Annotated in this window: 17 protein-coding genes, 1 tRNA gene and 1 pseudogene; 3 read left to right on the forward strand and 16 right to left on the reverse strand. The window is 57.4% G+C overall.

The annotated features are described in order from the left end of the window. Positions 1-196: 196 nt before the first annotated feature. The 8 genes and pseudogenes from ACTO5E_RS05955 to ACTO5E_RS05990 form a co-directional block, all read right to left on the reverse strand. Positions 197-397: a hypothetical protein gene (locus ACTO5E_RS05955; protein WP_482302403.1), complete on the reverse strand. Its 201-nt coding sequence runs from the start codon at positions 395-397 to the stop codon at positions 197-199. Positions 398-517: 120 nt separating this feature from the next. After that, positions 518-889 carry an NUDIX domain-containing protein gene (locus ACTO5E_RS05960; protein ID WP_482302404.1) on the reverse strand — a complete coding sequence of 124 codons (372 nt, stop codon included), beginning with the start codon at positions 887-889 and terminating at the stop codon, positions 518-520. A 368-nt stretch (positions 890-1,257) separates the two neighbouring features. Continuing rightward, positions 1,258-1,869: pseudogene (locus tag ACTO5E_RS05965) on the reverse strand (methyltransferase domain-containing protein). 69 nt (positions 1,870-1,938) lie between these two features. Then, a complete protein-coding gene (locus ACTO5E_RS05970) occupies positions 1,939-3,147 on the reverse strand; it encodes an aspartate kinase (protein ID WP_482302406.1) in 1,209 nt (402 codons plus the stop codon). Between the two features lie 279 nt (positions 3,148-3,426). Then, positions 3,427-3,849: a VOC family protein gene (locus ACTO5E_RS05975; protein ID WP_482302407.1), complete on the reverse strand. Its 423-nt coding sequence runs from the start codon at positions 3,847-3,849 to the stop codon at positions 3,427-3,429. After that, positions 3,846-4,742, reverse strand: a complete 897-nt coding sequence (gene thrB, locus ACTO5E_RS05980; RefSeq protein ID WP_482302409.1) for a homoserine kinase — start codon at positions 4,740-4,742, stop codon at positions 3,846-3,848. The genes ACTO5E_RS05975 and thrB overlap by 4 nt, the downstream gene beginning before the upstream one ends. 12 nt (positions 4,743-4,754) lie before the next feature. Further along, complete coding sequence (locus ACTO5E_RS05985) at positions 4,755-6,002, reverse strand: homoserine dehydrogenase (RefSeq protein ID WP_482302410.1); 1,248 nt, start codon at positions 6,000-6,002, stop codon at positions 4,755-4,757. A gap of 121 nt (positions 6,003-6,123) precedes the next feature. Further along, positions 6,124-8,655: a transglycosylase domain-containing protein gene (locus ACTO5E_RS05990; protein WP_482302411.1), complete on the reverse strand. Its 2,532-nt coding sequence runs from the start codon at positions 8,653-8,655 to the stop codon at positions 6,124-6,126. 78 nt (positions 8,656-8,733) lie between these two features. Here ACTO5E_RS05990 and ACTO5E_RS05995 point away from each other — a divergent pair, with 78 nt between their 5' ends. Then, complete coding sequence (locus ACTO5E_RS05995; protein WP_482302412.1) at positions 8,734-9,147, forward strand: hypothetical protein; 414 nt, start codon at positions 8,734-8,736, stop codon at positions 9,145-9,147. Positions 9,148-9,219: 72 nt separating this feature from the next. Here the strand turns inward: ACTO5E_RS05995 and ACTO5E_RS06000 are convergent, their stop codons facing one another. The 3 genes from ACTO5E_RS06000 to ACTO5E_RS06010 all read right to left on the reverse strand — a co-directional run bounded on the left by ACTO5E_RS06000 (position 9,220) and on the right by ACTO5E_RS06010 (position 13,767). Then, on the reverse strand, positions 9,220-9,411 hold the full coding sequence (locus tag ACTO5E_RS06000) for an alpha/beta-type small acid-soluble spore protein (protein ID WP_482302414.1): 192 nt from the start codon (positions 9,409-9,411) through the stop codon (positions 9,220-9,222). Between the two features lie 684 nt (positions 9,412-10,095). Beyond that, positions 10,096-11,730 (reverse strand): DUF4091 domain-containing protein, encoded by a 1,635-nt coding sequence (locus ACTO5E_RS06005; RefSeq protein ID WP_482302416.1) that lies wholly within the window; start codon positions 11,728-11,730, stop codon positions 10,096-10,098. A 24-nt stretch (positions 11,731-11,754) separates the two neighbouring features. Next, positions 11,755-13,767 carry a DUF5054 domain-containing protein gene (locus ACTO5E_RS06010; RefSeq protein WP_482302418.1) on the reverse strand — a complete coding sequence of 671 codons (2,013 nt, stop codon included), beginning with the start codon at positions 13,765-13,767 and terminating at the stop codon, positions 11,755-11,757. Between the two features lie 769 nt (positions 13,768-14,536). Here ACTO5E_RS06010 and ACTO5E_RS06015 point away from each other — a divergent pair. Beyond that, positions 14,537-14,612: transfer RNA gene (locus ACTO5E_RS06015), tRNA-Ala, on the forward strand. 50 nt (positions 14,613-14,662) lie between these two features. Here the strand turns inward: ACTO5E_RS06015 and ACTO5E_RS06020 are convergent. The 3 genes from ACTO5E_RS06020 to ACTO5E_RS06030 all read right to left on the reverse strand — a co-directional run bounded on the left by ACTO5E_RS06020 (position 14,663) and on the right by ACTO5E_RS06030 (position 17,536). Next, complete coding sequence (locus ACTO5E_RS06020; protein WP_482302419.1) at positions 14,663-16,261, reverse strand: recombinase family protein; 1,599 nt, start codon at positions 16,259-16,261, stop codon at positions 14,663-14,665. 97 nt (positions 16,262-16,358) lie between these two features. Next, entirely contained in the window at positions 16,359-16,550 is a 192-nt protein-coding gene (locus ACTO5E_RS06025; RefSeq protein ID WP_482302421.1) for a hypothetical protein, read from the reverse strand. Positions 16,551-17,050: 500 nt separating this feature from the next. Beyond that, a complete protein-coding gene (locus ACTO5E_RS06030) occupies positions 17,051-17,536 on the reverse strand; it encodes an RNA polymerase sigma factor (protein WP_482302422.1) in 486 nt (161 codons plus the stop codon). 494 nt (positions 17,537-18,030) lie between these two features. Here ACTO5E_RS06030 and ACTO5E_RS06035 point away from each other — a divergent pair, with 494 nt between their 5' ends. Beyond that, positions 18,031-18,375, forward strand: coding sequence for a helix-turn-helix domain-containing protein (locus ACTO5E_RS06035; RefSeq protein WP_482302424.1), 345 nt, complete (start codon positions 18,031-18,033; stop codon positions 18,373-18,375). Positions 18,376-18,581: 206 nt separating this feature from the next. Here the strand turns inward: ACTO5E_RS06035 and arsB are convergent, their stop codons facing one another. Further along, positions 18,582-19,649 (reverse strand): ACR3 family arsenite efflux transporter, encoded by a 1,068-nt coding sequence (gene arsB, locus ACTO5E_RS06040; protein WP_482302426.1) that lies wholly within the window; start codon positions 19,647-19,649, stop codon positions 18,582-18,584. A gap of 90 nt (positions 19,650-19,739) precedes the next feature. Further along, the gene (locus ACTO5E_RS06045; protein ID WP_482302427.1) at positions 19,740-20,156 is read right to left on the reverse strand and encodes an arsenate reductase ArsC; all 417 of its coding nucleotides are present in this window, start codon (positions 20,154-20,156) and stop codon (positions 19,740-19,742) included. Between the last annotated feature and the right edge of the window lie 17 nt (positions 20,157-20,173).

The following is a 20,173-nucleotide window of genomic DNA, read 5'->3' on the forward strand; positions in this document are numbered from 1 at the left end:
GAACTCACGGCCTCTTGACCCCCAGTCAAGCGCGCTACCAACTGCGCCACACCCGGACAACGACATTATTATACCTCATTCTTTTGGAAAATGCAAGTGTTTTTTTCGATTTTTTTAAGTTTTTTGAAAAAGGCGGGCAGGCATTTTGCCTCCCCGTCTTTTTCCCGCTCTTGCTTTCTGCACAGCTGCTCTGGAATTACCGCCGGAGCATCAGCTCGTTCACCAGGCGGCGCATATCCTCCTCGCTGTGAATCTCCCCCTGCCGGTCCTCCAACGCTGCCCGGATCTCTTCCGGCAGGTCCCGCAGGCCCCGGCTGCCAAAGGTAATGGGCACTACACCCAATCCAATGCCGCCGGGCGTTCCAAAGGGCTCGTTGCCATACTGATAAGGAAACATACCATCACCCCCAGGCTTATTGTGCTCCGCCTGGGGAAGCTTACTCTCGGAAGAAATTTCCGCATAACACGATTTGCTGCGGCAAAGGCTTGACGGTCTCCTTTGACTTCCCTTTCACAATCAAAGCTTCACGCGGCCTGCTTTGCTCAGCCACTTCTGTAGAACCGGTTTGACCGGTGGAGAAATCTTCTCCGGAAGTCCGTCTGCGGAAAAGAAAGCCAGCCGTTCCACTTCGCCCTCCTGGGCTTTCAGCTGCCCGGTATAGTTTTTGCAAAGATAGACCACATCTACAATATATACCTCATCCTGATTGGGGTAGACATGATGGAATTCTTCCCCGGAAAAAACGCGAAATAGCTCTAACTCCTCCGCAATCAGGCCGGTTTCCTCCGCCAGCGCTTTCCAGGGTTTCCCCCAGCTCCATAGCGCCGCCCGCATAGCCCCAGCAGTGATTGTCCGCCCTCTGCTGCAAAAGAATATTTCCCTGCGCATCCTCCACGATTACGCTGGCTCCCACCATTATAAGAGGTTTATGTCCGATATCCTTCCGCAAGTCCATTATATAATTAGGCATAGGGCTTGTTTGAAAATAGAGGAAATGACGAATTATTACCCAGAAGGGGTTCATTTCAAGGAAAAAACCGCAAGGCAATCTTCCGATTGGCGAGGATTTTTGACGCAGAAAGGGGCCCCTTCTGGGTAAAAAGACGGCGTTTCCAATTTTTCAAACAAGCCCTAAGCTTCTCCTTAAATAAAAGCGCTGATTCTGAAGTAAAACAGGGAATGTTTTCTTGGGTTCATCCCGTCCGCATGGGGCCGGGGAACCCGCTCATTTCTGTTGCATTCGGACAGCGGCACGGTCATTTTACTCGTCGGGCGATCACCCGCTCAAAGGCGTGTTCGTGGTGTATGCCCCCGGGATGACTGTCTTGAAAAACCCCCTCCGCGTGGTGGACCAGCTGCCAGCCTGCATAGAGAGCTGGCAGCTCCCCCACGTCAAACAGGCTGTGGGTATAGGGGGCATTGTCCGGCGTGGCGGGGAGACGGTTGGTAAAAATACCTACAGCATGGTACCCGCCTACCGCTGTATGCTCCTGCATTTTGCGGATAAACCGGCTGCGCACGTCCCGCTCTGGCAAATGGAGCACCTTGTGGGAGAGAATCACGTCATAATCCTTCTAAAACACAAAATCTCCCAGGTCACAGGGGAAAAAGTTAACCTGCACCCCTTCTGCGGCCGCGATGGCTTTGGCTTTGCCAATGCCGTTCTCCGAAAGGTCGAGGGCGTCTACCTGACAGCCCGGCTTTGCCATAAAAATGGAGTTTCTACCCTCGCCGCAGCCCATGTCCAGCACCCGGCCCCCAGTGGGGAACAGCTTGTAAAACTCCTCCACATCCACGGTCGGCCCCTTAGAGAAGGTGGAGACAGTCTGGTCCCGGTAGGTCTCCTCCCAAAATGGTTTTGCCTGCATGATACCACCTCATTCTTAAATTTGTGGGGAAAAGGAACAGCCCCTGCCAAAGGGCAGAGGCCGACTGGTTCAATTCTCGAAAAATTTGGCGTGGATAGCCTCCACCGCCCGGGCGCTGTCGGACTTGTGGACCAGCACGGAAATTTTGATCTCACTGGTGGAGATCATCTGAATGTTCACATTGCGGCTGAACAGGGCCTCAAACATCTCCGCAGCCACGCCGGGGTGGCTCTCCATGCCCGCGCCCACAATAGACACCTTGGACACATTGTCGTCTGCCACCAGGCTGGTGGCGCCCAGCTTTTCGGTGTAGGCCTTCAGCAGCTCAATGGTGTCCTCCATCCGGTCCTTCTCCACAGTAAAGCTGATGTCCTTGGTGCCGTTGCGGCCAATGGACTGAAGAATAATGTCCACATTGGTGCCCTTTGACGAGAGCTTGGAGAAAATTTTAAAGGCCAGGCCCGGCTTATCCGGCACGCCGATAATGGAAATGCGGGCAATGTTGTCGTCCTTGGCCACGCCGCTGATGAGCATCTGTTCCACGCTGTTCTCCTCCTTGACAATGGTCCCCCGGGCCCTGGTGAGGCTGGAAAGGACCTCCAGTTCAATATTGTATTTTTTTGCCATCTCCACCGACCGGTTGTGCAGCACCTGGGCCCCCAAAGAGGCCAGCTCCAGCATCTCGTCATAGGTGATGCACGAAAGCTTTTTCGCCCCGGGAATCTTTCGGGGGTCGGCGGTATACACCCCGTCCACGTCCGTGTAAATCTGGCACAGGTCGGCGTGCATGGCAGCGGCCATGGCAACCGCGCTGGTGTCGCTGCCCCCCCGGCCCAGGGTGGTCATGTCCCCATAGCGGTTGACGCCCTGAAAGCCTGTGATGATCACAATGCGCCGCTTATCCAGCTCCTTTTTGACCCGGGAGGCGTCAATGCGCTTGATGCGGGCGTTGCCGTAATCGCTGGTGGTGTCAAAGCCCGCCTGCCAGCCCAGCAGAGACACCACCGGGTAGCCCATGCGCTCAATGGCCATGGCCAGCAGCGCAGCCGAAATCTGTTCGCCGGAGGAGAGGAGCATATCCATCTCCCGCTTGCTGGGCCGCTGGTTCACCTCTGCGGCCTTGGCAATCAGGTCGTCGGTGGTGTCCCCCTGGGCGGAGACCACCGCCACCACGTCGTTGCCGTCCTTGTAGGCGGAGGTGATGATCTCCGCCACATTGTCAATGCGCTCGGCGTCCCGGACGGAGGTGCCGCCGAATTTCTGTATGATGAGTGCCATACTCAACCCCTCTATATTGTGTTTTTATTCACGCCTGATCGCGTTTAAGGGAGCCTTTGTCAATCTTCTCAAGTGAACTTCTACCGGTTTAACCAGAACAGACCCCGGCCTGCCGCTGGGAATGGTTTTCCACCGCCTCACAGGCGTCTATCCCCGCCTGCCGGCCGCGTAGGTTCTGCAACCGCACACCGCTGGTCGCCGTGCTCCTCATCCCCAAAGAATTCCCGCAGCCGGGCGCGGGGCAGGTCTTCGCAGGCCCCGCAGTAGGCAGTCAGGCTTTTATCTATCTTCCTCTGCCTTCAAATTCTCCTGCTCCAGGGCCACGCCGGTCACATTTCCCTGGGCGTCGGTGGTGTACTTCCCCTTGGTCATGTCCAGCAGACAGTACTCGTTTCCCCAACGGTCGCTGACAACGGCGCACTTGCCGATATCAATGTCAAAGGGGCCCAGTTCCACTCTGCCCCCGGCCTTTTCATACGCCGGAAGGGCTTCCGCTACCGACTCCACCTTGAACTGGACCACCGGGTTGCGCTGGGTTGTCAGCACCACCTCGGTGACGTCCCCGCTCATGCCCAGGCCGCAGGAATGACCGGCCCGCCAGAGCAGATTCAGTCCCAGCGCGGAATAAAAGGCAATGCCCTCGTCAAGATCCTCCACGCAAAAGGAGACGCAGTCTACATTTTGAAACAGGGAGTCCATCATTCAATCACCACCTTGGCCCCTTCCTGGTCGGCCTGCAAAATCTCTACCCGCCAGCCGGTAATGCCCTTGTCCGCCAGGTGGCTGGCGCAGCTGGCCCCAAAGGCTGCGGCGTTCTCCGCGTCAATCATGGCGATGATGGTGGGCCCCGCCCCGCTGACATAAGTACCCAGGCTTCCCAGCTCGTAGCTCATGCGAAACACATTGTCATAGTTCTCAATCAGCCCCGAGCGGTAGGGCTGGTGAATCCGGTCCTGCACCGCCACTCTCAGATTATGCAGCTCGCCGGAGAACAGGGACGCGGTCATAAGCCCGGAGCGGGAGAGATTGTACACCGCGTCCTCCCGGCTGTACTGCCGGGGCAGAGCGGCCCGGGCCTCCTCTGTCTTCAGCTCAAAGGGGGGGATCATCAGGGCAAAGCGTATTTTATCGCTTACCGGCACACTGACGCTGTACACCCGCTCGCCCTCCATGGCCGAGGCCACCAGCCCCCCGGAGAGGGCGGGGCTGGTGTTGTCCGGGTGGCCCTCAATCTTTGCCGCCAGATTGATCAGGTCCGCTCTGGACAGGGGATTGCCCATAAACCGGTTAGCCGCCAGAATGCCCGCCACAATGCACGCCGAGCTGCTGCCCAGCCCCCGTGCCATGGGGATGTTGTTCTCCTGGATGATTTTGAGGCCGGGCAGCTGTTTGCCGCACACCTCATACAAATGCTTTGCCGCCCAAAAAATCAGGTTGCTCTCGTCTGTGGGCACCTTCATGCCGTCGGTGCAGGTGATGTCCAGGCCGTCGTACTCCTCTACCCACACCCGGTTCTGCATGGTGAGAGCCAGTCCCAGCGAGTCAAAGCCGGAGCCCAGGTTGGCGCTGGTGGCCGGCACATCAATGCGAATCATCTCTTGTCCCCCTTAAAAATCCGAAATCTTTACCCGGTTAAGGACACGGAGTCCCTCGCCGGCCAGCTGGTCCAAGGCCATTCGCAGCTGATTTTCTGAAATGCCGCCCACAGACAGCCCCACCTCTCCGGGCTCCTCGTCCCGGCGGATGATCCGGGCCGCGCCGGACAGCCGGGTCTGGGCCTGGGCAAAGGCCTGGTCCGAGCTCTCCGGGCCCTGCAGGTGGACAAAGAAGTCCTCTGGCACTGTGCCGTAGGGCTCTACCCGGTCGGGCTTTGCGTCCTCCCAGAACAGGTATTTTCTGGCCTTCAGGTGCTTCACGCAGTCAATCACGTCTGCCACCACAGCGCTGGCAGTGGGCAGCTTGCCCGCTCCCTTGCCGTAGAACACCACATCGCCGGTGGCGTCTCCCCGCACCAGAATACCGTTGAACACATCGTCCACATTGGCCAGCTGGCTCTCCCGGCTGATAAACATGGGGGCCACCTGAATGGACAGCTTTCCGCTGTCCAGCATTTTTACCTCGCCGATCAGCTTGACCACCCCGCCCCAGGCATCGGCATAGGCCACGTCCTCCAGGGTGATTTGGGTAATGCCCTCGGTGTGCACATCCTCCGGGTATACATGAGAGCCAAAGGCCAGGCTGGCCAGAATGCAGATCTTCCGGCAGGCGTCCGCGCCCTCCACGTCGGCAGAGGGGTCCCGTTCAGCATAGCCCAGCTGCTGGGCTATGCTGAGGGCGTCGGCAAAGGCCATGCGCTCCCGGATCATCTTGGTCAGAATAAAGTTGGTGGTGCCGTTGAGAATGCCCGCAATCTCGCTGACCTCATTGGCTGCCAGACACTGGCTGATGGGCCGGATAATGGGGATGCCTCCCCCCACGCTGGCCTCAAAGAGAAAATTCAGGTTGTTCTTCTGGGCCAGGGCCAGCAGCTCCGCGCCCCTGGCCGCTACCAGCTCCTTGTTGGAGGTGACGAAGGACTTGCCGTTTGACAGGCAGGCCTTCGCGTAGGTAAAGGCGGGCTCAAGCCCACCCATGCACTCCACCACAATGCGGACCTCCGGGTCCTGCAGAATGCGGTCAAAGTCCTTGGTAAAGACCTCCGCGTAGGGGAGCTCCGGGAACTCCCGCAGGTCCAGCACATACCGGACGCGGATGGCCTCCTTTGCCCGGCGGGTAATGCTGTCTCCATGGGAGAGCAGCACCTCCAGCACGCCGGAGCCCACGACTCCGTGGCCCAGCACAGCGATATCCGCCATTTTCATCACTTCCCTCTCGTTTTCTTGGTCCCCTTGCGGCCGCAGAGCCGGACGGGGTTTTTCTTGTCAATCACATGGCTGTCCGCTTTTTCTGCCCTTTGGCGCCGGGTGCGCCAAAGGGTCAGCCCATAGGCACATCCGGCTCATGGTCCTCCACATCCGAGCTCACCGGCGGTTCGGGGTCAAAGGGCTCGGGGGTGGGGGTGGGCTCGGGCGTGGGCTCCTCGGTGGGCTCCGGGGTGGGGGTCTCTGTGGGATCGGGGGGGAAGGAGACCGTGGGCTGGGGCTCCTCGGTGGGCCCGGGAGGCGGCACGGGAGTGTCCGTGGGCTCCGCAGTGGTATCCGGGGTTGAGGTAGGCCCGCCGGTAGGCGACACAGAGGGCGACACCGACGGCGACACAGAGGGCGAGGCCGAGGGAGACGCGGACGGGGACGCAGAGGGCGACACCTTGGGCCCGGCAATATGGTCTGAGCCGCCGTTGCAGGTGCCGGGGGCGTTGCCCTTGGCATACCAGCCCACAGCGGTGTCAAAGCAGCCGGGGCCCGCCAGCTTGCCGCTGCTGCGGCAGAAGGTGGCCTGATACACATTCTCGCTGATGACCCACTGCCGGTCTGACCAGTCGTAGTTTTCAATCAGGTGCTGCATCACAGCCTTCCAGGTGCGCAGGTGCATGGTGCCGTCCCCCAACTCCTGGCTGTAGGTGTAGCCGTTCCAGATGCCCGCCACGCAGAAGGGGGTGGCCCCCACAAAATACAGGTCAAAGTCATCGTCGGTGGTGCCGGTTTTGCCGTAGATTGTCACAGGAAGGTCTGCCAGATAGCCGCCGGTAGCCGCCGGGCCATAAATTGTGCGCTGCAAAAGCTTGTTCATAATGGCAGCGGCCTCAGGGCTCATTACCTGGGTGCCCGGGTCGTCCCGGTTGTCCAGAATTACATTGCCGTTATGGTCCTTTACATACCAATAGGTGACGGGCCTGTGGTAGACCCCGCCGTTGGCATAAATCTGGTAGCCAGCGGTCATGTCCGCTACGGTGACGCCCCAGCTCAGGCCGCCCAGGGCCATGGGAGAAAGGGCGTTGTCCTCAGGCACCAGCGTGCTGAAGTGCAGGGACTGGGTCAGCCACTCGTAAATGGCGTTGGGACCCACTGTGTTAGCCAGCTGAACCGCCGGGGCGTTCATAGAGGTTTCCAGCGCCTTGTCCACACACATATAGTTGCTGTAGCGGCCGTTCCAGTTTTTGGGGCCGGGCTGGCCGGGGCCAAAGTAGTCGGGCAAAGGCTGGTCCTTCAGCACCGAGCCATAGGTGATGGCCCCGCTGCCAATGCCCACCGCATAGGGGCCCACCCCTTTCATAGAGGACCCGCACTGACGCTCGGCCTGGGTGGCGTTGCTGTAAAGCCGCACCCCGTCCCGTTCATACCGGTCGCCAATGGTGGCCATCACCTGGCCGTTATATGGGTTCATCATAAAAAAGCCCAGCTGAATGTCCTCGTCTGCGGGCAGCATGTCTGTGTTGGTGAGAAAATAACGTTCCAGGTCGCTTTGCAGGCGTTGGTCCATAGCGCTGTAGATTTCCAGACCGCCGTTGTACATCAGCCGCACTGCGGTCTCCTCCGAGTAGCTGTAGCGCTCCATCAGGTCCTCTACAATCTGGTTGAACATGTCGTCCATATACCAGTTCCACTTTGTCTCGTCCTGCTTCTCCTCTACGCTCTCCTCCTCAATCTCCGCGCCCACAAAGTCCATGGCCGCCAGCTCGGCCAAAGCGGCGTCATGCTCGGCCTGGGTAATAGGCGTCAGGTGCTCGGCGTCCAGCTCTCCGCTTTTGGAGAGCTCCAGCATCCGGTCCAGCACAACCTCCGCCTTCTCCTTGCTCTGCTCGGGGAAGATGAGGGGGTTATACTGATAGGGGTTTTGAGTGATGCCCGCAATGAGGGCGCACTCGGCCAGAGAGCACTCGGTGATGCTCTTGTCAAAATAGCACTTGGCGGCGGCCTCCACCCCCTGGCAGATGCCCCCGTAGTTGACGTAGTTCAGGTACGCCTCCAGAATCTGCTCCTTGGTGTACTTGTCCTTCTCCATGTTCAGGGCGGTGAAAATCTCCTTCACCTTGCGCATGATGCTGACCTGGTTCTCTTTGGTGATGTTTTTGATCAGCTGCTGGGTCAGGGTAGAGCCGCCCCGGCCCGGCTGGCCGGTCATCAGGTGATACACCGCGCCCAGGGTGCCCTTCCAGTCCACGCCCTGGTGCTGGAAAAAGCGGTGGTCCTCAATGGCCACCTGGGCGGTCTGCATGTAGGCGGGAATCTCCGAAAGGGGCATCCACACCCGGTTCTCGTCCCGGAACAGAGACATATACTCCACCGGGCTGCCCCCGCTGTCCACATAGACGGTGCTGGAATAGTTCAGACCGATGGCGTCAATATCAGGGGGCTCAATATTCCGAAAGCTGAGAATATAGGAGGCCACGGACAAAAACACCAGCACTCCGGTAATGGCCATCACCCAAAACAGAGTCTTGAAGAACTTCCAGACCATGCCGCCCAGGGTGCCGGCAGTGGCCCCGGCGGTTTTGGCAAACTCGCCCTCGGTGCGCTGGCTGGGAATCTGCATGGAAGTGGTGGTATACTTGTTGATATCTTCTTTTCTCACTGGCAGTTTCCTCCAAATTCGGTAAAATCAGGAATAAATGGGGGCAAATGGGGCACACTGACCCTTGAGGTGGTCAACATGACGCAAAAGCAGTACAAGACCTTTACGCTTTGGCTGCTCATTCTCACAGCGGCGGCGCTGGTGCTTACCGCAGCGATGCTCTCGCTGAAGCGCACGGCCTCAGCCGCCCGCAGCACCCCGGCCTATGCCCCGGAAGAACCTGGTATGGCTTATTATACCCCAAACCCGGCTCTAAGTCAAGAAAACCCCAAAGCTGGGGAAAATACCGGCTCAGCTGAAGACGGGGGGCCGTATGTAGTGGGGCTTTACCGGGGGAAGCTGGGGGTCTTTCCCCAGGGCGGCGCCGAGCCGGTGCTCACTGCCGACGTGCCGGTGTATCTGCTGCCTGAGGAGGACCTGGCCCTGCTGAAAAAGGGCATTCCCGCCCAGACCCTCAGCGAGGCCCGGAAAATTCTGGAGGACTACCACTGAGAAGACAGCCCCGAACAGAGAAGGAACGCTCTGCCGCATCCCCGGCAGAGCGTTCCTTGTGGAGGCCGTTGCTTACTTCAGGCCCTTCTCGTAGCTCTCGATCATCTTCTTGACCATCTGGCCGCCCACAGAGCCAGCCTGACGGGCGGTGATGTCGCCGTTGTAGCCCTGCTTCAGATTCACGCCTACCTCAGAAGCGGCCTGCATCTTGAACTGCTCCATGGCTTCCTTGGCCTCGGGGACCATAACAGAATTGTTCTTCATGATTCTCGTCTCCTTCAAAAATGTTTTTTTCGCGTTTGCATTACCTATTGTGACACAGCGGCCGGGGTTTATGATTGTTAATTTTTGCATGCCATGGGGCCTGTCTGACATAAATTAAGGATAAAAGGAACATGCGCGCCCCTTGTGCGGCGGCGTATATTTTTGGCCGCTGTCTGGCCTTGTCTCGATTTTATCATTCGCTCAGGGCTTATTTGATTATAGAGGGAATGCTGGGCTTTTGACCAGAAGCGACCGGATGCAAGGGGAAGATCCGCTGTCGTTTGCTGACAATCTCGCGATTGATGTGATTTTTAGCGCAGAAGATGGCCGCTTCTGTGCAAAAGGGTGGCGCTTATTTTCAAACAAGCCTTGATATTCTGCCCGGCAAAATCAAAAGGTCAGACCATGCCGCACTGCAAACCAGCTTTTTGGGGCAAATCCGGCCTGCGGACAAGCCGCCCCGGCAACCACCTCTATAATCAACCAGGACGGACCGGCAGAACATGCCCGCAGTCAAAAAGAAATTCAGACCCTGACTCAGCCGGTGCGCCGCATTTTAGCCTCACAATCATTAAGAAAGCAAAAGCCGGAGCCGCTTTCACAGTGGCTCTGGCTTTTCTTAAAATATTCACGCGCCGCGCCGGGGCCGTCTCCTGTCAGAAGCTGGGGTCACCGGCAGCGTTCTCATTTTTTGCTGTTCAGCGCTGCCTCTATGGCGCTGTGCACCCGTTGGCGCAGCTCCAACAGATAGGCCTCCTCCTGGGGGAAGCGGTCAAAGGCCAGGTCCTCCTTCAGGCAGGCCAGGGCCCGGTCACGGCCTGCCAGCTGTTCCAGCGCCAGCAGGGCGCAATAGTCTGACATGGCCTCGTCCATGAGCATCAGGCGGATGGAGGCCTCCGGCTTTCCATCCGGCCCCGGATACACCAGGAAGGGGTCCCCTGAGGGGAAAGCGGCGTCTGAGTCCGTGGTCTGGTAGGGGTCGATGGGGCGGATGGAATACTGGGAGTTGTAGAAGTTGTAGCCCCAGTGGAGGAAGCCGTCCAGCTGATATTGGTACAGCAGGGGGCCCAAGATCCGGGTGCGGCTGCCCGGCTGCACAATAAACCGGTTGGGCACGTCCACACATTGGGCCGTGCAGTAGTAGCCCCACAGATATTCAGGCCGGTCCTGCAAAAACGGCTGGATATGGTCCAGGGCGCACACCGGCTGCTGAACCAGTCCCTCCTTGTAAAAGGCGTGGTCTGAGAGAGCGTCCATCATGCGGCAGCCGGCAAGCTCCTCCTTCACTGACTCCCAGGCCCGGCGGTAGGTGCCGATCTGCTCCATAGAGGGCTCGTCGGAGATGTGGAAATAGGTTTTTTCCAGCACATCCAGGCTCCGCAGCTCCTCCTTCAGCTCCCGCAGAAACTGCCGGAGGAAGCCGCCGTACTCCTCGCCTCCCCCGTCGGTGTCCCAGCCGAACAGCTGGCAATACGTCCCGTCCACTGTGGCCATGACCTTGGGCGCGGCCACAGCCCCCCACTGGCTGAACAGGTGGGAGATCTCCAGATACTCCATGCCGCAGTCCAGGGCCATTTTTACCCAGCGGCGAAGCTTCTCAAAGCCAAAGCTATACTTCCCGCCGGAGACAGCCACGTCTACCAGCTGCACGGTACGGCGTTCGCCGCCAACGGCTGTGTCCAGGGGCGGGGTGAACACCGGGGTGAGCAGCATGTTGCACTTGTGCTGGGCGGCGGTCTTCACAAACTCGGCCACAATTCTCCAATATTCCTCCGAGAAGACCTCTGTCTGGTAGTAATTGGCCAGGCAGTCGCTGTGGAACCACTCGGTATGGGGGATGGGCAGCTTGGGCAGGTCCAGGTCCAGCACCTGGCAGGCCAGCTGGACCTGGCACAGCTCCTCCCCCTCCCGCAGAAGGGTCAGGCTGAGGCTGTGCCCGCCGGGCGCGGCCCCCCGCAGGTCCAGGTCCACCCAAAGGCTCCGCCACTGGCCAGAGACCAGAGGCAGGCCCTGGGGGCTCAGGTCCCGCAGCAGGTCCGGGTACAGGCCCGGGGCGGTGGCCAGATACCCCGGGTCCCGCCGGGGATGGCAGGGGTAGGCGCAGGGGACCAGTTCCACAGAGCGCAGCCTGATGGGCAGGGAACACTCTGCCTGGACCTGGGCATAGCTCTTGCTCCAATCCTCCCAGTAATAGGCCAGCTGAAAGGAGACCGTCTCTCCCCGCAGGCCGGCCAGCGTGGGCTGGCTCAGGGCAGGCTGGGGCTCCCGGTCTGCCAGCACCTTGCACATAGACGATACAAGCTTATACTCAAATTTCATAATAATTTCCTCATTCCTGTTGACTCAGTGCAGCGTGACCGTAAACCGCAACCGGGCGTTTTCCCCATACCACAGGGGGAAGTTGGTGCCCCAGCGGTTGTTGCACAGCAGATACCACATGCCCTCTGCCGGGTCGCCGTAGCTCTCGTTTTCGTCGTAGAGATGCCGTCCGCCTACCGAAATCAGGGGCGCGTGCAGGCTCTCCACAGTTCCCTTCGGGCACTGGACCTGGAGGGACCCGTGAAGCTTCCGGTTGCCCCCCTCCTGCACAGCGTAGGGGTCCACCGGCAGGTCCAGCTTGGTCAGGCTGACCTTCTCTCCCGGCTGGCAGTCCAGGTCAAAGCCGAAGAACAGTCCCTCGGGCAAGCGGCTGGCGTCCTTCTGGAACCACTGCAGCTCTACCTCGATGCGCTCCCCGAAGGTGTAGGTTGCCACTGCCTGCCGGGGCGCGCCAAAGCGTTCTCCGGCAGCCTCCTCCGCGGCCAGCCACAGGCGCAGCTGGTCCCCTTGCTGCTCTGCCTGGCTTACTTTATAATAGAAAGCAGCGTCGTCCAGGTCCTTTACCTTGTCCAGACCGGGCTTGGCAAAGTCCCCCTCAGCCCATACCCGGGTGTACTTCAGGTTGCGGTTGTAGGCCTCCAAATTGTCGAACACGGTTTTGGCGCTGTAGACCTCATAGACCAGCTGTCCCAGCCGCACATGGCCATAGGTCTTGCCGCCGCAGCTGATTACCCGCACCTCGCCGGTCTGGTCAACCGAGACCTGCCAGCCGTTGACCGTAAACTCCCGCTGGCTGGTGGGGGCCGTGCAGGCCGGAGGGCTCTGGGGCCGCAGGGCTTCCAGACGTGTCCGGGCCTCCTGCTGCCAGGGCTGGGGCAGGGCGTTTACTGCGTCCTCTACATACTGGCGCTGCTCCTCCCAGGAGGACTCCATCTTCTCATAGGAGCAGAGCCCGGCCACAAAGGTGGGCTCGTGGTGCAGGGTGAACTCCCGCAGCTCCTCTCCGGCGGGCATTACGTCCTCAGGGGTGATGTGGTCCCGCTCCCGGGCAGCGTAGAAGTCTGCCTTCTCCCAGTTCCGCCAGTCCGAGAGCCAACGCTTCACATCCCGGCCCCAGCTGTGCTCGCACACCAGCAGCAGCCCCCGGCAGAACTGCCGCCAGGCCGGAGAGCCTGCCGCTGCCGGGTCCTCGGCCTCCCACTGGTCCCGCAGGCGCAGCAGCTCGCAGTAGGCGGCAGTCTTGTAGGGGTCGGTGGCAATGCCGTGAATCCAGGTGTCTCCCAGCTCCTGGGCCACCACGGGCAGCTCCTCCCTGTGGGCCAGCACCACCTGGGCAAACTCGTCCATGGTGCCTGAGACAATCTCCGCCCCGGGGTACTTCTCCCGCAGCCGGGCCAGCTCGGCGGTGACGCTCTCCGGAGAGGGCGGGCCGCTGTTGTCCGGGGTGTGGGCGAACTCCAAGGCCACCCCGCCGCAGGAGCTGGAAGCGCCGTAAAGGGCGGCGTAGTCCAGAATAACCTCGTCTTCCCCATAGCGCAGGCGGCACAGAGGAGGCAGCTTCACCATTTTGGAGGAGCCGTTGATGCCAATATGCAGGTACTTGATGCCGGCCTTCACCAGATGAGGGACCATAGCGTGGGTGTGGCTGGGCACGTCGGTCATTTTGGCGGCAATCGTGTGCCGGCCAAATCGGGCGTCCAGCCTTTGAGAGATGCTCAGCCCATAGTCGAACAGCTTGCCGTCCATCAGCTCGGTGTGGGTGGTCAGGGGCAGGCCGTGCCAGGCGATGATTCCATCGGCAATGGCCTGCTCCAACAGGGCCGGGTCTTTGCCCTGTTCCAGGTAGAGCTCAATAAGGAAGGAGCCCACTGTCCAGACAAAATTCCTCTCGCCGTTCTGGTTGACAGTCCGGGCAGTGGCAATGGCCCCGGGGATGAAGGTGTTCAGATACCGGTCCAGCACAGCGGCGGCGGAGTCTGTAAAGCCGATGTCCAGGTGGGTCTTGTGCACCACGATCACTTTTTTGATGTTGTCCATAATTCTTCTCCTGAAATGTTTTTGACGCAGAGTTCCCCTGAAAGCAGGCGGCGCGGCCTTTGGCCCAAGAGCGCAGGGGCATAGTGCCTGTTGGGGGACATTATAACACAGCCTCTCAGAAAAATGAATGGGGAAAATCACTTTTCCAAAAATATTTTTCCCAGCCTCTACCGGGGAACCAGACGGCAGTGAAAAATTCAGGGACGCAGGTCACAGCAGCGGGAGCATCCCCCGGCCTCCCACAGGCGCGCAGCCGGAAAAACGCCCTCTGTCCAGCGCGTTCCGGCTGCTTGACAGGCAGGGGCAAGCAGAAGAAAATAGGGCGGCAGTCAGGGCCCGAAAAAAAATAAATTTTTTTTGCAAAAAAGGCTTGCAAAATGAAAAGAGATGTGGTATTATAATCAAGCACCAAGGGTAACACCTCAAAGAGACTGCAGAGGCCAATAAATTGTTAGTGTTTGGTGTGTATCTGTAAAATTGAATAAAGTGTACTCCGATAAACAATATCATCGTATGACGAAAAACTCGGGGGTATAGCTCAGCTGGGAGCCCGAAAAGTTAAATGTATGCCCCCACTGAGAGCACCAAATCTTCATTATTCCGCTTATATCGACCAAAATTGAATAAAGTGTACTCCGATAAAGAATATCATCGTATGATGAAAAACTCGGGGGTATAGCTCAGCTGGGAGCGCAATACAAGCGTGTACCCACCCCCGTCAGCAGTCAAAATTGAAAATTGTCACTCTCTTCCAGAAATGGAAATATCTGGGGGTATAGCTCAGCTGGGAGAGCGCTTGAATGGCATTCAAGAGGTCAGCGGTTCGATCCCGCTTATCTCCACCATCCCGAGAGTGACGTAAAAACCTCGTTTCTTCGGAAACGGGGTTTTTGCTTTATGCTACGCTGATCGTGATACTTGTCGTGAACTGCTCCAGGTCGATATTGAAGTCGATGTGCAGCTTATAGTCCCGGTAGACCTCCACCCGCTTGATGAGGCAGTTCACGATCATCTTTTTGGCCTCCAGGTTCGCACCATCGTACATATCCGCCCAGGAGATGATGTCCGCATACTGAGCATTCAGAGCATCCATGACAGCCTGCCCTTCCTTGTAAGCGGTCTGGGCGGCGTCAAGCTGCTCCTGAAGGGCGGCTACTTTGGCCTCGGCCTCGGATACCATGCTGCCCAACAGTTCTTTGGAGAATGCGCTTTCGCCCCGCAGAACATTGATAATTTCCGCTTTCAGCATATCCAGCTCGGAGGCAGCTTTTGCGTGTTCGGCCCGGACAGATTGGAGCAGCAGTTTCCGTTCCTCCATCTTCTGATGGTAGCGGGCGTTGACGATCTCACTTTTGGGAACAGACCGCATCCGCTCAAAAATCTGCCGCACGATCTTGTCGATCATGCCATCCAGAATGTGGGCGGTATAGCCGGTCTGTCCATCGCACTCCGTCTGCTTGCGGGTCTTGCCGTAGCAGATGTAACGGACACGCTTTACGATGCGGTTTGGGTCAGCCGCACAGGGATAGGCTTTTCCATTGGTCGTGAGGGCCAGCCGCGCTCCACAGTGACCGCAAAAGACGTTGCCGGACAAGAGGGACTGCCCCCCGATATTACGGGGAACAGTGCGCTCCTGCTCTGCGGCGTTGGCACGGGCGGTACGGATGCGCTGGGCGGCGTCAAACATCTCCTGGGAGATCAGCTGCAAGTGCGGGAGTACCTGGGAACGGCTTTCCCCACTCCGCAGAACGCCGGTGTAGGCCAGGTTGCAGATGATGCCCCGGATGGTGGCGTGATGCCAGTTCTTCCCCGTTCTGGCCCGGTAGCCCAGGCGGTTCAGATAAGTGGCGATCCGCTGTGCGCCAAAGCCCTCATTGACGTACTTCTCAAAGATGATACGCACGACAGCGGCCTCGGTTTCATTGACCGCCAGATTGAACAGCTCGTGCTTGCGCTTGTTCAGCTGGCCGCTCTTTACGAGGTCATAGCCATACGGGGCAACGCCGCCCTTGAAACCGCCGCTTTCTACCAGCTGGCCCAGGGCGGTCCTGGTACGGATAGAGGTCTTTTCGCTCTCGCCGTCAGCCTGCCAGAAACGGATGTAATTGGTGAGCTTGTCGGTATGATTGTCAAACCGCTGCTCCCCTTCCTGGGTACTCCAGACCCGGATGCCGTTCTTTGCGAACCATTCCACCACAAAGGGCGTTTCATCCGCGATGCGGCCGATCCGGTCGAACATGAACACCAGCAGAATGTCAAATTTCCCCTGGCGGGCGTGTTCCTTGATGATTTGGAGCTTGTCACGGTTTTCCGCCCGGACTTTGTGGCCGGAAACGCCGTCCTCCTGTTCCTCGTGAACGATAGTCCAGCCCTTTTCCTCCGCAAAGCGGTGACAGGCTTTCCGCTGCATAGGAATATCCGCCTGACATTTATCGTCATAGTCCACCTGTTTGCCGGTGGACACCCTGTAAAGACAATAGACTCGATCTTTCATGCACTGTTCCGTCCTTTCTGGGTGATACACGGGTAAAGGGCGAGATCAATGCACAGGAGAGATAGATTGTCAAGGTGCATGAGGGCTGACCCTCACGCTAATTATCTCCCTGTTTCGAGCAGATTGCAAGGATGTCGCCGGTCTGGGGCTTGACTGTGTTTGCTATGTAAGAAGAAAGCAAAATCTGCTTTATTTGATTGATTATAGCGGTATTCTTATCCGTGGCAAAACTGACGGAAACTTCCCGCCCATCAACGAAGATCATCTTCTCAGACTGCATCATATCCACAGATACCTCCTGTGTATCTTGTGTTCGTAGAGAGCAGCCGCACCGGGAAAAGATGCGTCCGCATACATAGAACAGGCAATACCCCGGCGCGGCTGAAATTTGTTTGTTTCGATGCGCTTTCACCGTATTTGCCACGCGCCCCCGGTGAGGGGGGTACTGCAAGCCGTCCCTGGCGGGGCTGTCATAACTCCACAGCACCGTTTTGAGCGTATGCCGCAGGGTTCCGTCGCAAGTCCGTGGACGGGCTTGAGCAAGTTTCATTATCCTCTGCGCAGTCATCGCGCCCGATGTGCCATGATCGGGTCCAGGACTTACGTTGATCGCTCGGCCAGCTTGTCCATCACCTCCTGAAGCTGACTGTCTTGGCGGCGTGTCCTGTGCCGCTGGTACGCAGATTTTGTGCTTGCAGTACCGTGTATTCAGTTGTCAAAGTATCACGAAAGGCACAGAGAACGCGCCCTTCACTTACCGCTCCTGGAAAGCGGTTTTGGTAGGGACGATTACCCCCTCTTTTTCAAAAAATTTTGGAGTTTTTCTTTTGCCGCAGTCAGACACTCGATAATACTCGGATGTTTGACATTCTCGGCCTCCGCGATCTGCCGGACAGTCAACCCGTCCACGCAGTACAGCCAGAGGCGGCGGCGCTGGGTCGGTGTCAGGCAGCTGTCCAGGCCCTTCATGAGCATCCGGCGCAGCTCCCGGCGCTCCTGCTGTTCCTGGTCCTCTATCATGGTGTCCTCCGGCGATGGTACCGCAATAGCCTTTTCGGACAGGCCATGCAGCGAACGGGTGTGGTTGTAGTAGACATGGCTGGCCTTTTCGATGTCGTGGTAATTCTCGTCAGACCATGCTTTCCACCGCTGAAATTCCTCCAGGCTGGGAAAGTCGGCCTGCGTGAGCCGGGTCACTTCCCCGGCGGCGTCCTTATATACGATGGCATCGGGGGCCATCTTGTTCAGAGCATAGTCGCTCTTGGGGTCAAACATAGTGGTTCCTCCGTTTCGATGTTGGTGGGACTGGGGCGGCGCATCGAAACGGCGGGCGGACTGCGGCATCCGCAGGAACGGGGCTTTTCTCTGGGTAGCAGACAAGGCAGAAAGCCGGGTACTTCCGTTGAGTACCAAGCCTTCTGCCTTGTTGCAGAACTATATTTCTGGCTTACATACCATAATCCTTCCGATTGATAGGTATGCTGATCCGCATGGAGAGCATAGATTTTTTTGATGGATCATCGAATGGGGGTGAATCGGGATACCCGCCTGTAAAAAGTAAAAACACCATAGACCTCTCCAAAACGGTGGTCATGGCGTTTGGGTGCAGAAATGCGTCCCGCAAGGCTGCCGTTTTTTTAACAGCCTTTCGGGAAGATTTCTTTTGCAAAGTTCGGCAAAAATCGGAACAATATTGCATGGTAGTCGGAAGTACAGAGGTATTCAAACTGCACATCCAGAACTATACAATACAGTAGAGGTGAAGAATCATGCCGAATAATGTTTTACCTATCCTTGGTGAGCGGTTGAAGAAGGCCAGAAAGGACCGTGGCCTGACGCAGGAGCAGCTGGCAGAGCAGGCTGGCCTGTCTGCCCGCCATATCGCAAAGATCGAGAAGGGGGATGTGAATCCCTCGTTTGAGGTCCTGTCTACATTGGTGAAAACGCTTGGGGTATCCTTCGATGCCATTTTTGACCCGGCCAGCGAACAGGTGGCGGCTGAACTCCAGGAGATTGCCGGTCTTTACCGGGCCTGCCCGGAGCAGGGGCGGCGGCTGATGTTGACAGTGAACCGCGCCATGTCGCGAGAACTGATGGGCGAGGCAAAAGACTGATAATCCAGCTGGAAAAGTGAACGGTAAGCAGATGGACACATCTTAACTTACATCGAGTTTTTTCAATACGTTCACTTTAGAGAGAGCCGCTCCAATTAACCTGGAACGGCTTTTCTCTTATTTACCGCCTTTTTGATGAGAGCTTAATATAGTTCATATTATAGGAACTTTGGGTTTTACTCATTTGAAATTGTTCAAAACACTATCTATAAATTATCGCTTTTCTGCGAGGCAGCGCGAAACTGTCCGGCGGTTTTGTTTGCAATTTTCACCAGCGTCAGCATGACCGGCACCTCAGTCAATACACCCACGGTTGTAGCGAGAGCCGCAGGGCTGGTTGTACCGAACAACGCCACAGCCACCGCAACAGACAGTTCAAAGAAGTTGGACGCTCCGATCATACCAGCAGGGGCCGCAATGTCATGAGGCAACTTCAGCAGCTTGCAGGCAAGATATGCGATAAAGAAAATCAAGAAGGTTTGAATCGTCAGAGGCACAGCTATCAAAACGATGTGCAGGGGATTTTCGAGAATCACTTCGCTCTGCCCCATGAAGATCAGCACCAGCGTCAGCAACAGTCCGATTGTCGTGGCAGAATCAAACTTGTGGATAAACACGTTTTCAAAGTAGTCGGTTCCTTTGCTCTTGACTACCAGCAGACGGGTCAGAACACCACCAGCCAGGGGAATCACCACAAAAAGAACTACGCTGAGGAATAGCGTATCCGTTGGCACCGCCACATTGGAAACACCCAGCAGAAATTTCACGATGGGAACAAATGCAAACAGAATAATCAGATCATTGGTAGCGACTTGTACCACGGTATAGGCTGGATTTCCGTTGGTCAGGGTACTCCATACGAACACCATAGCGGTGCAGGGAGCCGCCCCCAGCAAAACCGCTCCGGCCAGATATTCGGTTGCCAAGTCCGGTGTAATGAATGCTTTGAACACCGCAAAAAAGAACAGGGATGCGATGCCATACATTGTGAAGGGCTTAATCAACCAATTCACGACCCATGTTACAAAAAGCCCCTTTGGATTTTTGCCCACGTTTCGCACACTGTTGAAATCTACCTTCAGCATCATAGGATAGATCATCACCCAAATCAAAATAGCCATCGGGACGGATACACGCGCATATTCAAAGCGGTTCAGCAGCTTGGGCAAGGTAGGGGCGAAATGGCCCAGCAGTACGCCCACGATCATGCACAGAAACACCCATATTGTCAGATACCGCTGGAAAAAGCTGATACCAGCATGATTGGCTTTCATAAGACGCTCACTTCCTCAAATCCATTTTCATCAATGTGTCTGTTTTGCAAAGAGCCGTCCCGGATAGCAACGGGGACGGCTCTTTGTGACCTAACGCAGTTTTTCCTTGAGCTGGAGGATATTTTCTTCAATCTGCTGAATCGTGGTCAGGAAAACATCATCCGGCTGTCCGCTGGGATCGTCCAAGCCCCAATTCTCGGTGTACTGACCGTGAAGAATGGGACAGCCTACATTACACCCCATCAAAATCACCACATCCGGGGCAGGAATATCGGAGAGCAGTTTACTATGCTGGGACTGCTCCATATCAACGCCATGCACCTGTTTCATCAGCCGCACAGCGTCCTGATTGATATGCTCTTGACGCTCTGTTCCTGCCGAATAGCTCTCAAAGACATCTGCGGCCAGCTTTTTCCCAAGGGCCTCCGCGATTTGACTGCGGCAGGAATTGTGAACGCACACAAAGGCCACTTTGGGCTTGCCGGTACAGTTCAGTTTCTTTTGCATGGCCTGAGATCAAAACC

The organism is Acutalibacter sp. (genome assembly GCF_056800975.1).

Coding starts and splice junctions, on each gene's coding strand:
- ACTO5E_RS05955 (WP_482302403.1), bottom strand. CDS start 397: ATGTTTCCTTATCAGTATGGCAACGAGCCCTTTGGAACGCCCGGCGGC.
- ACTO5E_RS05960 (WP_482302404.1), bottom strand. CDS start 889: ATGCGCAGGGAAATATTCTTTTGCAGCAGAGGGCGGACAATCACTGCT.
- ACTO5E_RS05970 (WP_482302406.1), bottom strand. CDS start 3,147: ATGGCACTCATCATACAGAAATTCGGCGGCACCTCCGTCCGGGACGCC.
- ACTO5E_RS05975 (WP_482302407.1), bottom strand. CDS start 3,849: ATGATGGACTCCCTGTTTCAAAATGTAGACTGCGTCTCCTTTTGCGTG.
- thrB (WP_482302409.1), bottom strand. CDS start 4,742: ATGATTCGCATTGATGTGCCGGCCACCAGCGCCAACCTGGGCTCCGGC.
- ACTO5E_RS05985 (WP_482302410.1), bottom strand. CDS start 6,002: ATGGCGGATATCGCTGTGCTGGGCCACGGAGTCGTGGGCTCCGGCGTG.
- ACTO5E_RS05995 (WP_482302412.1), top strand. CDS start 8,734: ATGACGCAAAAGCAGTACAAGACCTTTACGCTTTGGCTGCTCATTCTC.
- ACTO5E_RS06000 (WP_482302414.1), bottom strand. CDS start 9,411: ATGAAGAACAATTCTGTTATGGTCCCCGAGGCCAAGGAAGCCATGGAG.
- ACTO5E_RS06005 (WP_482302416.1), bottom strand. CDS start 11,730: ATGAAATTTGAGTATAAGCTTGTATCGTCTATGTGCAAGGTGCTGGCA.
- ACTO5E_RS06010 (WP_482302418.1), bottom strand. CDS start 13,767: ATGGACAACATCAAAAAAGTGATCGTGGTGCACAAGACCCACCTGGAC.
- ACTO5E_RS06020 (WP_482302419.1), bottom strand. CDS start 16,261: ATGAAAGATCGAGTCTATTGTCTTTACAGGGTGTCCACCGGCAAACAG.
- ACTO5E_RS06030 (WP_482302422.1), bottom strand. CDS start 17,536: ATGTTTGACCCCAAGAGCGACTATGCTCTGAACAAGATGGCCCCCGAT.
- ACTO5E_RS06035 (WP_482302424.1), top strand. CDS start 18,031: ATGCCGAATAATGTTTTACCTATCCTTGGTGAGCGGTTGAAGAAGGCC.
- arsB (WP_482302426.1), bottom strand. CDS start 19,649: ATGAAAGCCAATCATGCTGGTATCAGCTTTTTCCAGCGGTATCTGACA.
- ACTO5E_RS06045 (WP_482302427.1), bottom strand. CDS start 20,156: ATGCAAAAGAAACTGAACTGTACCGGCAAGCCCAAAGTGGCCTTTGTG.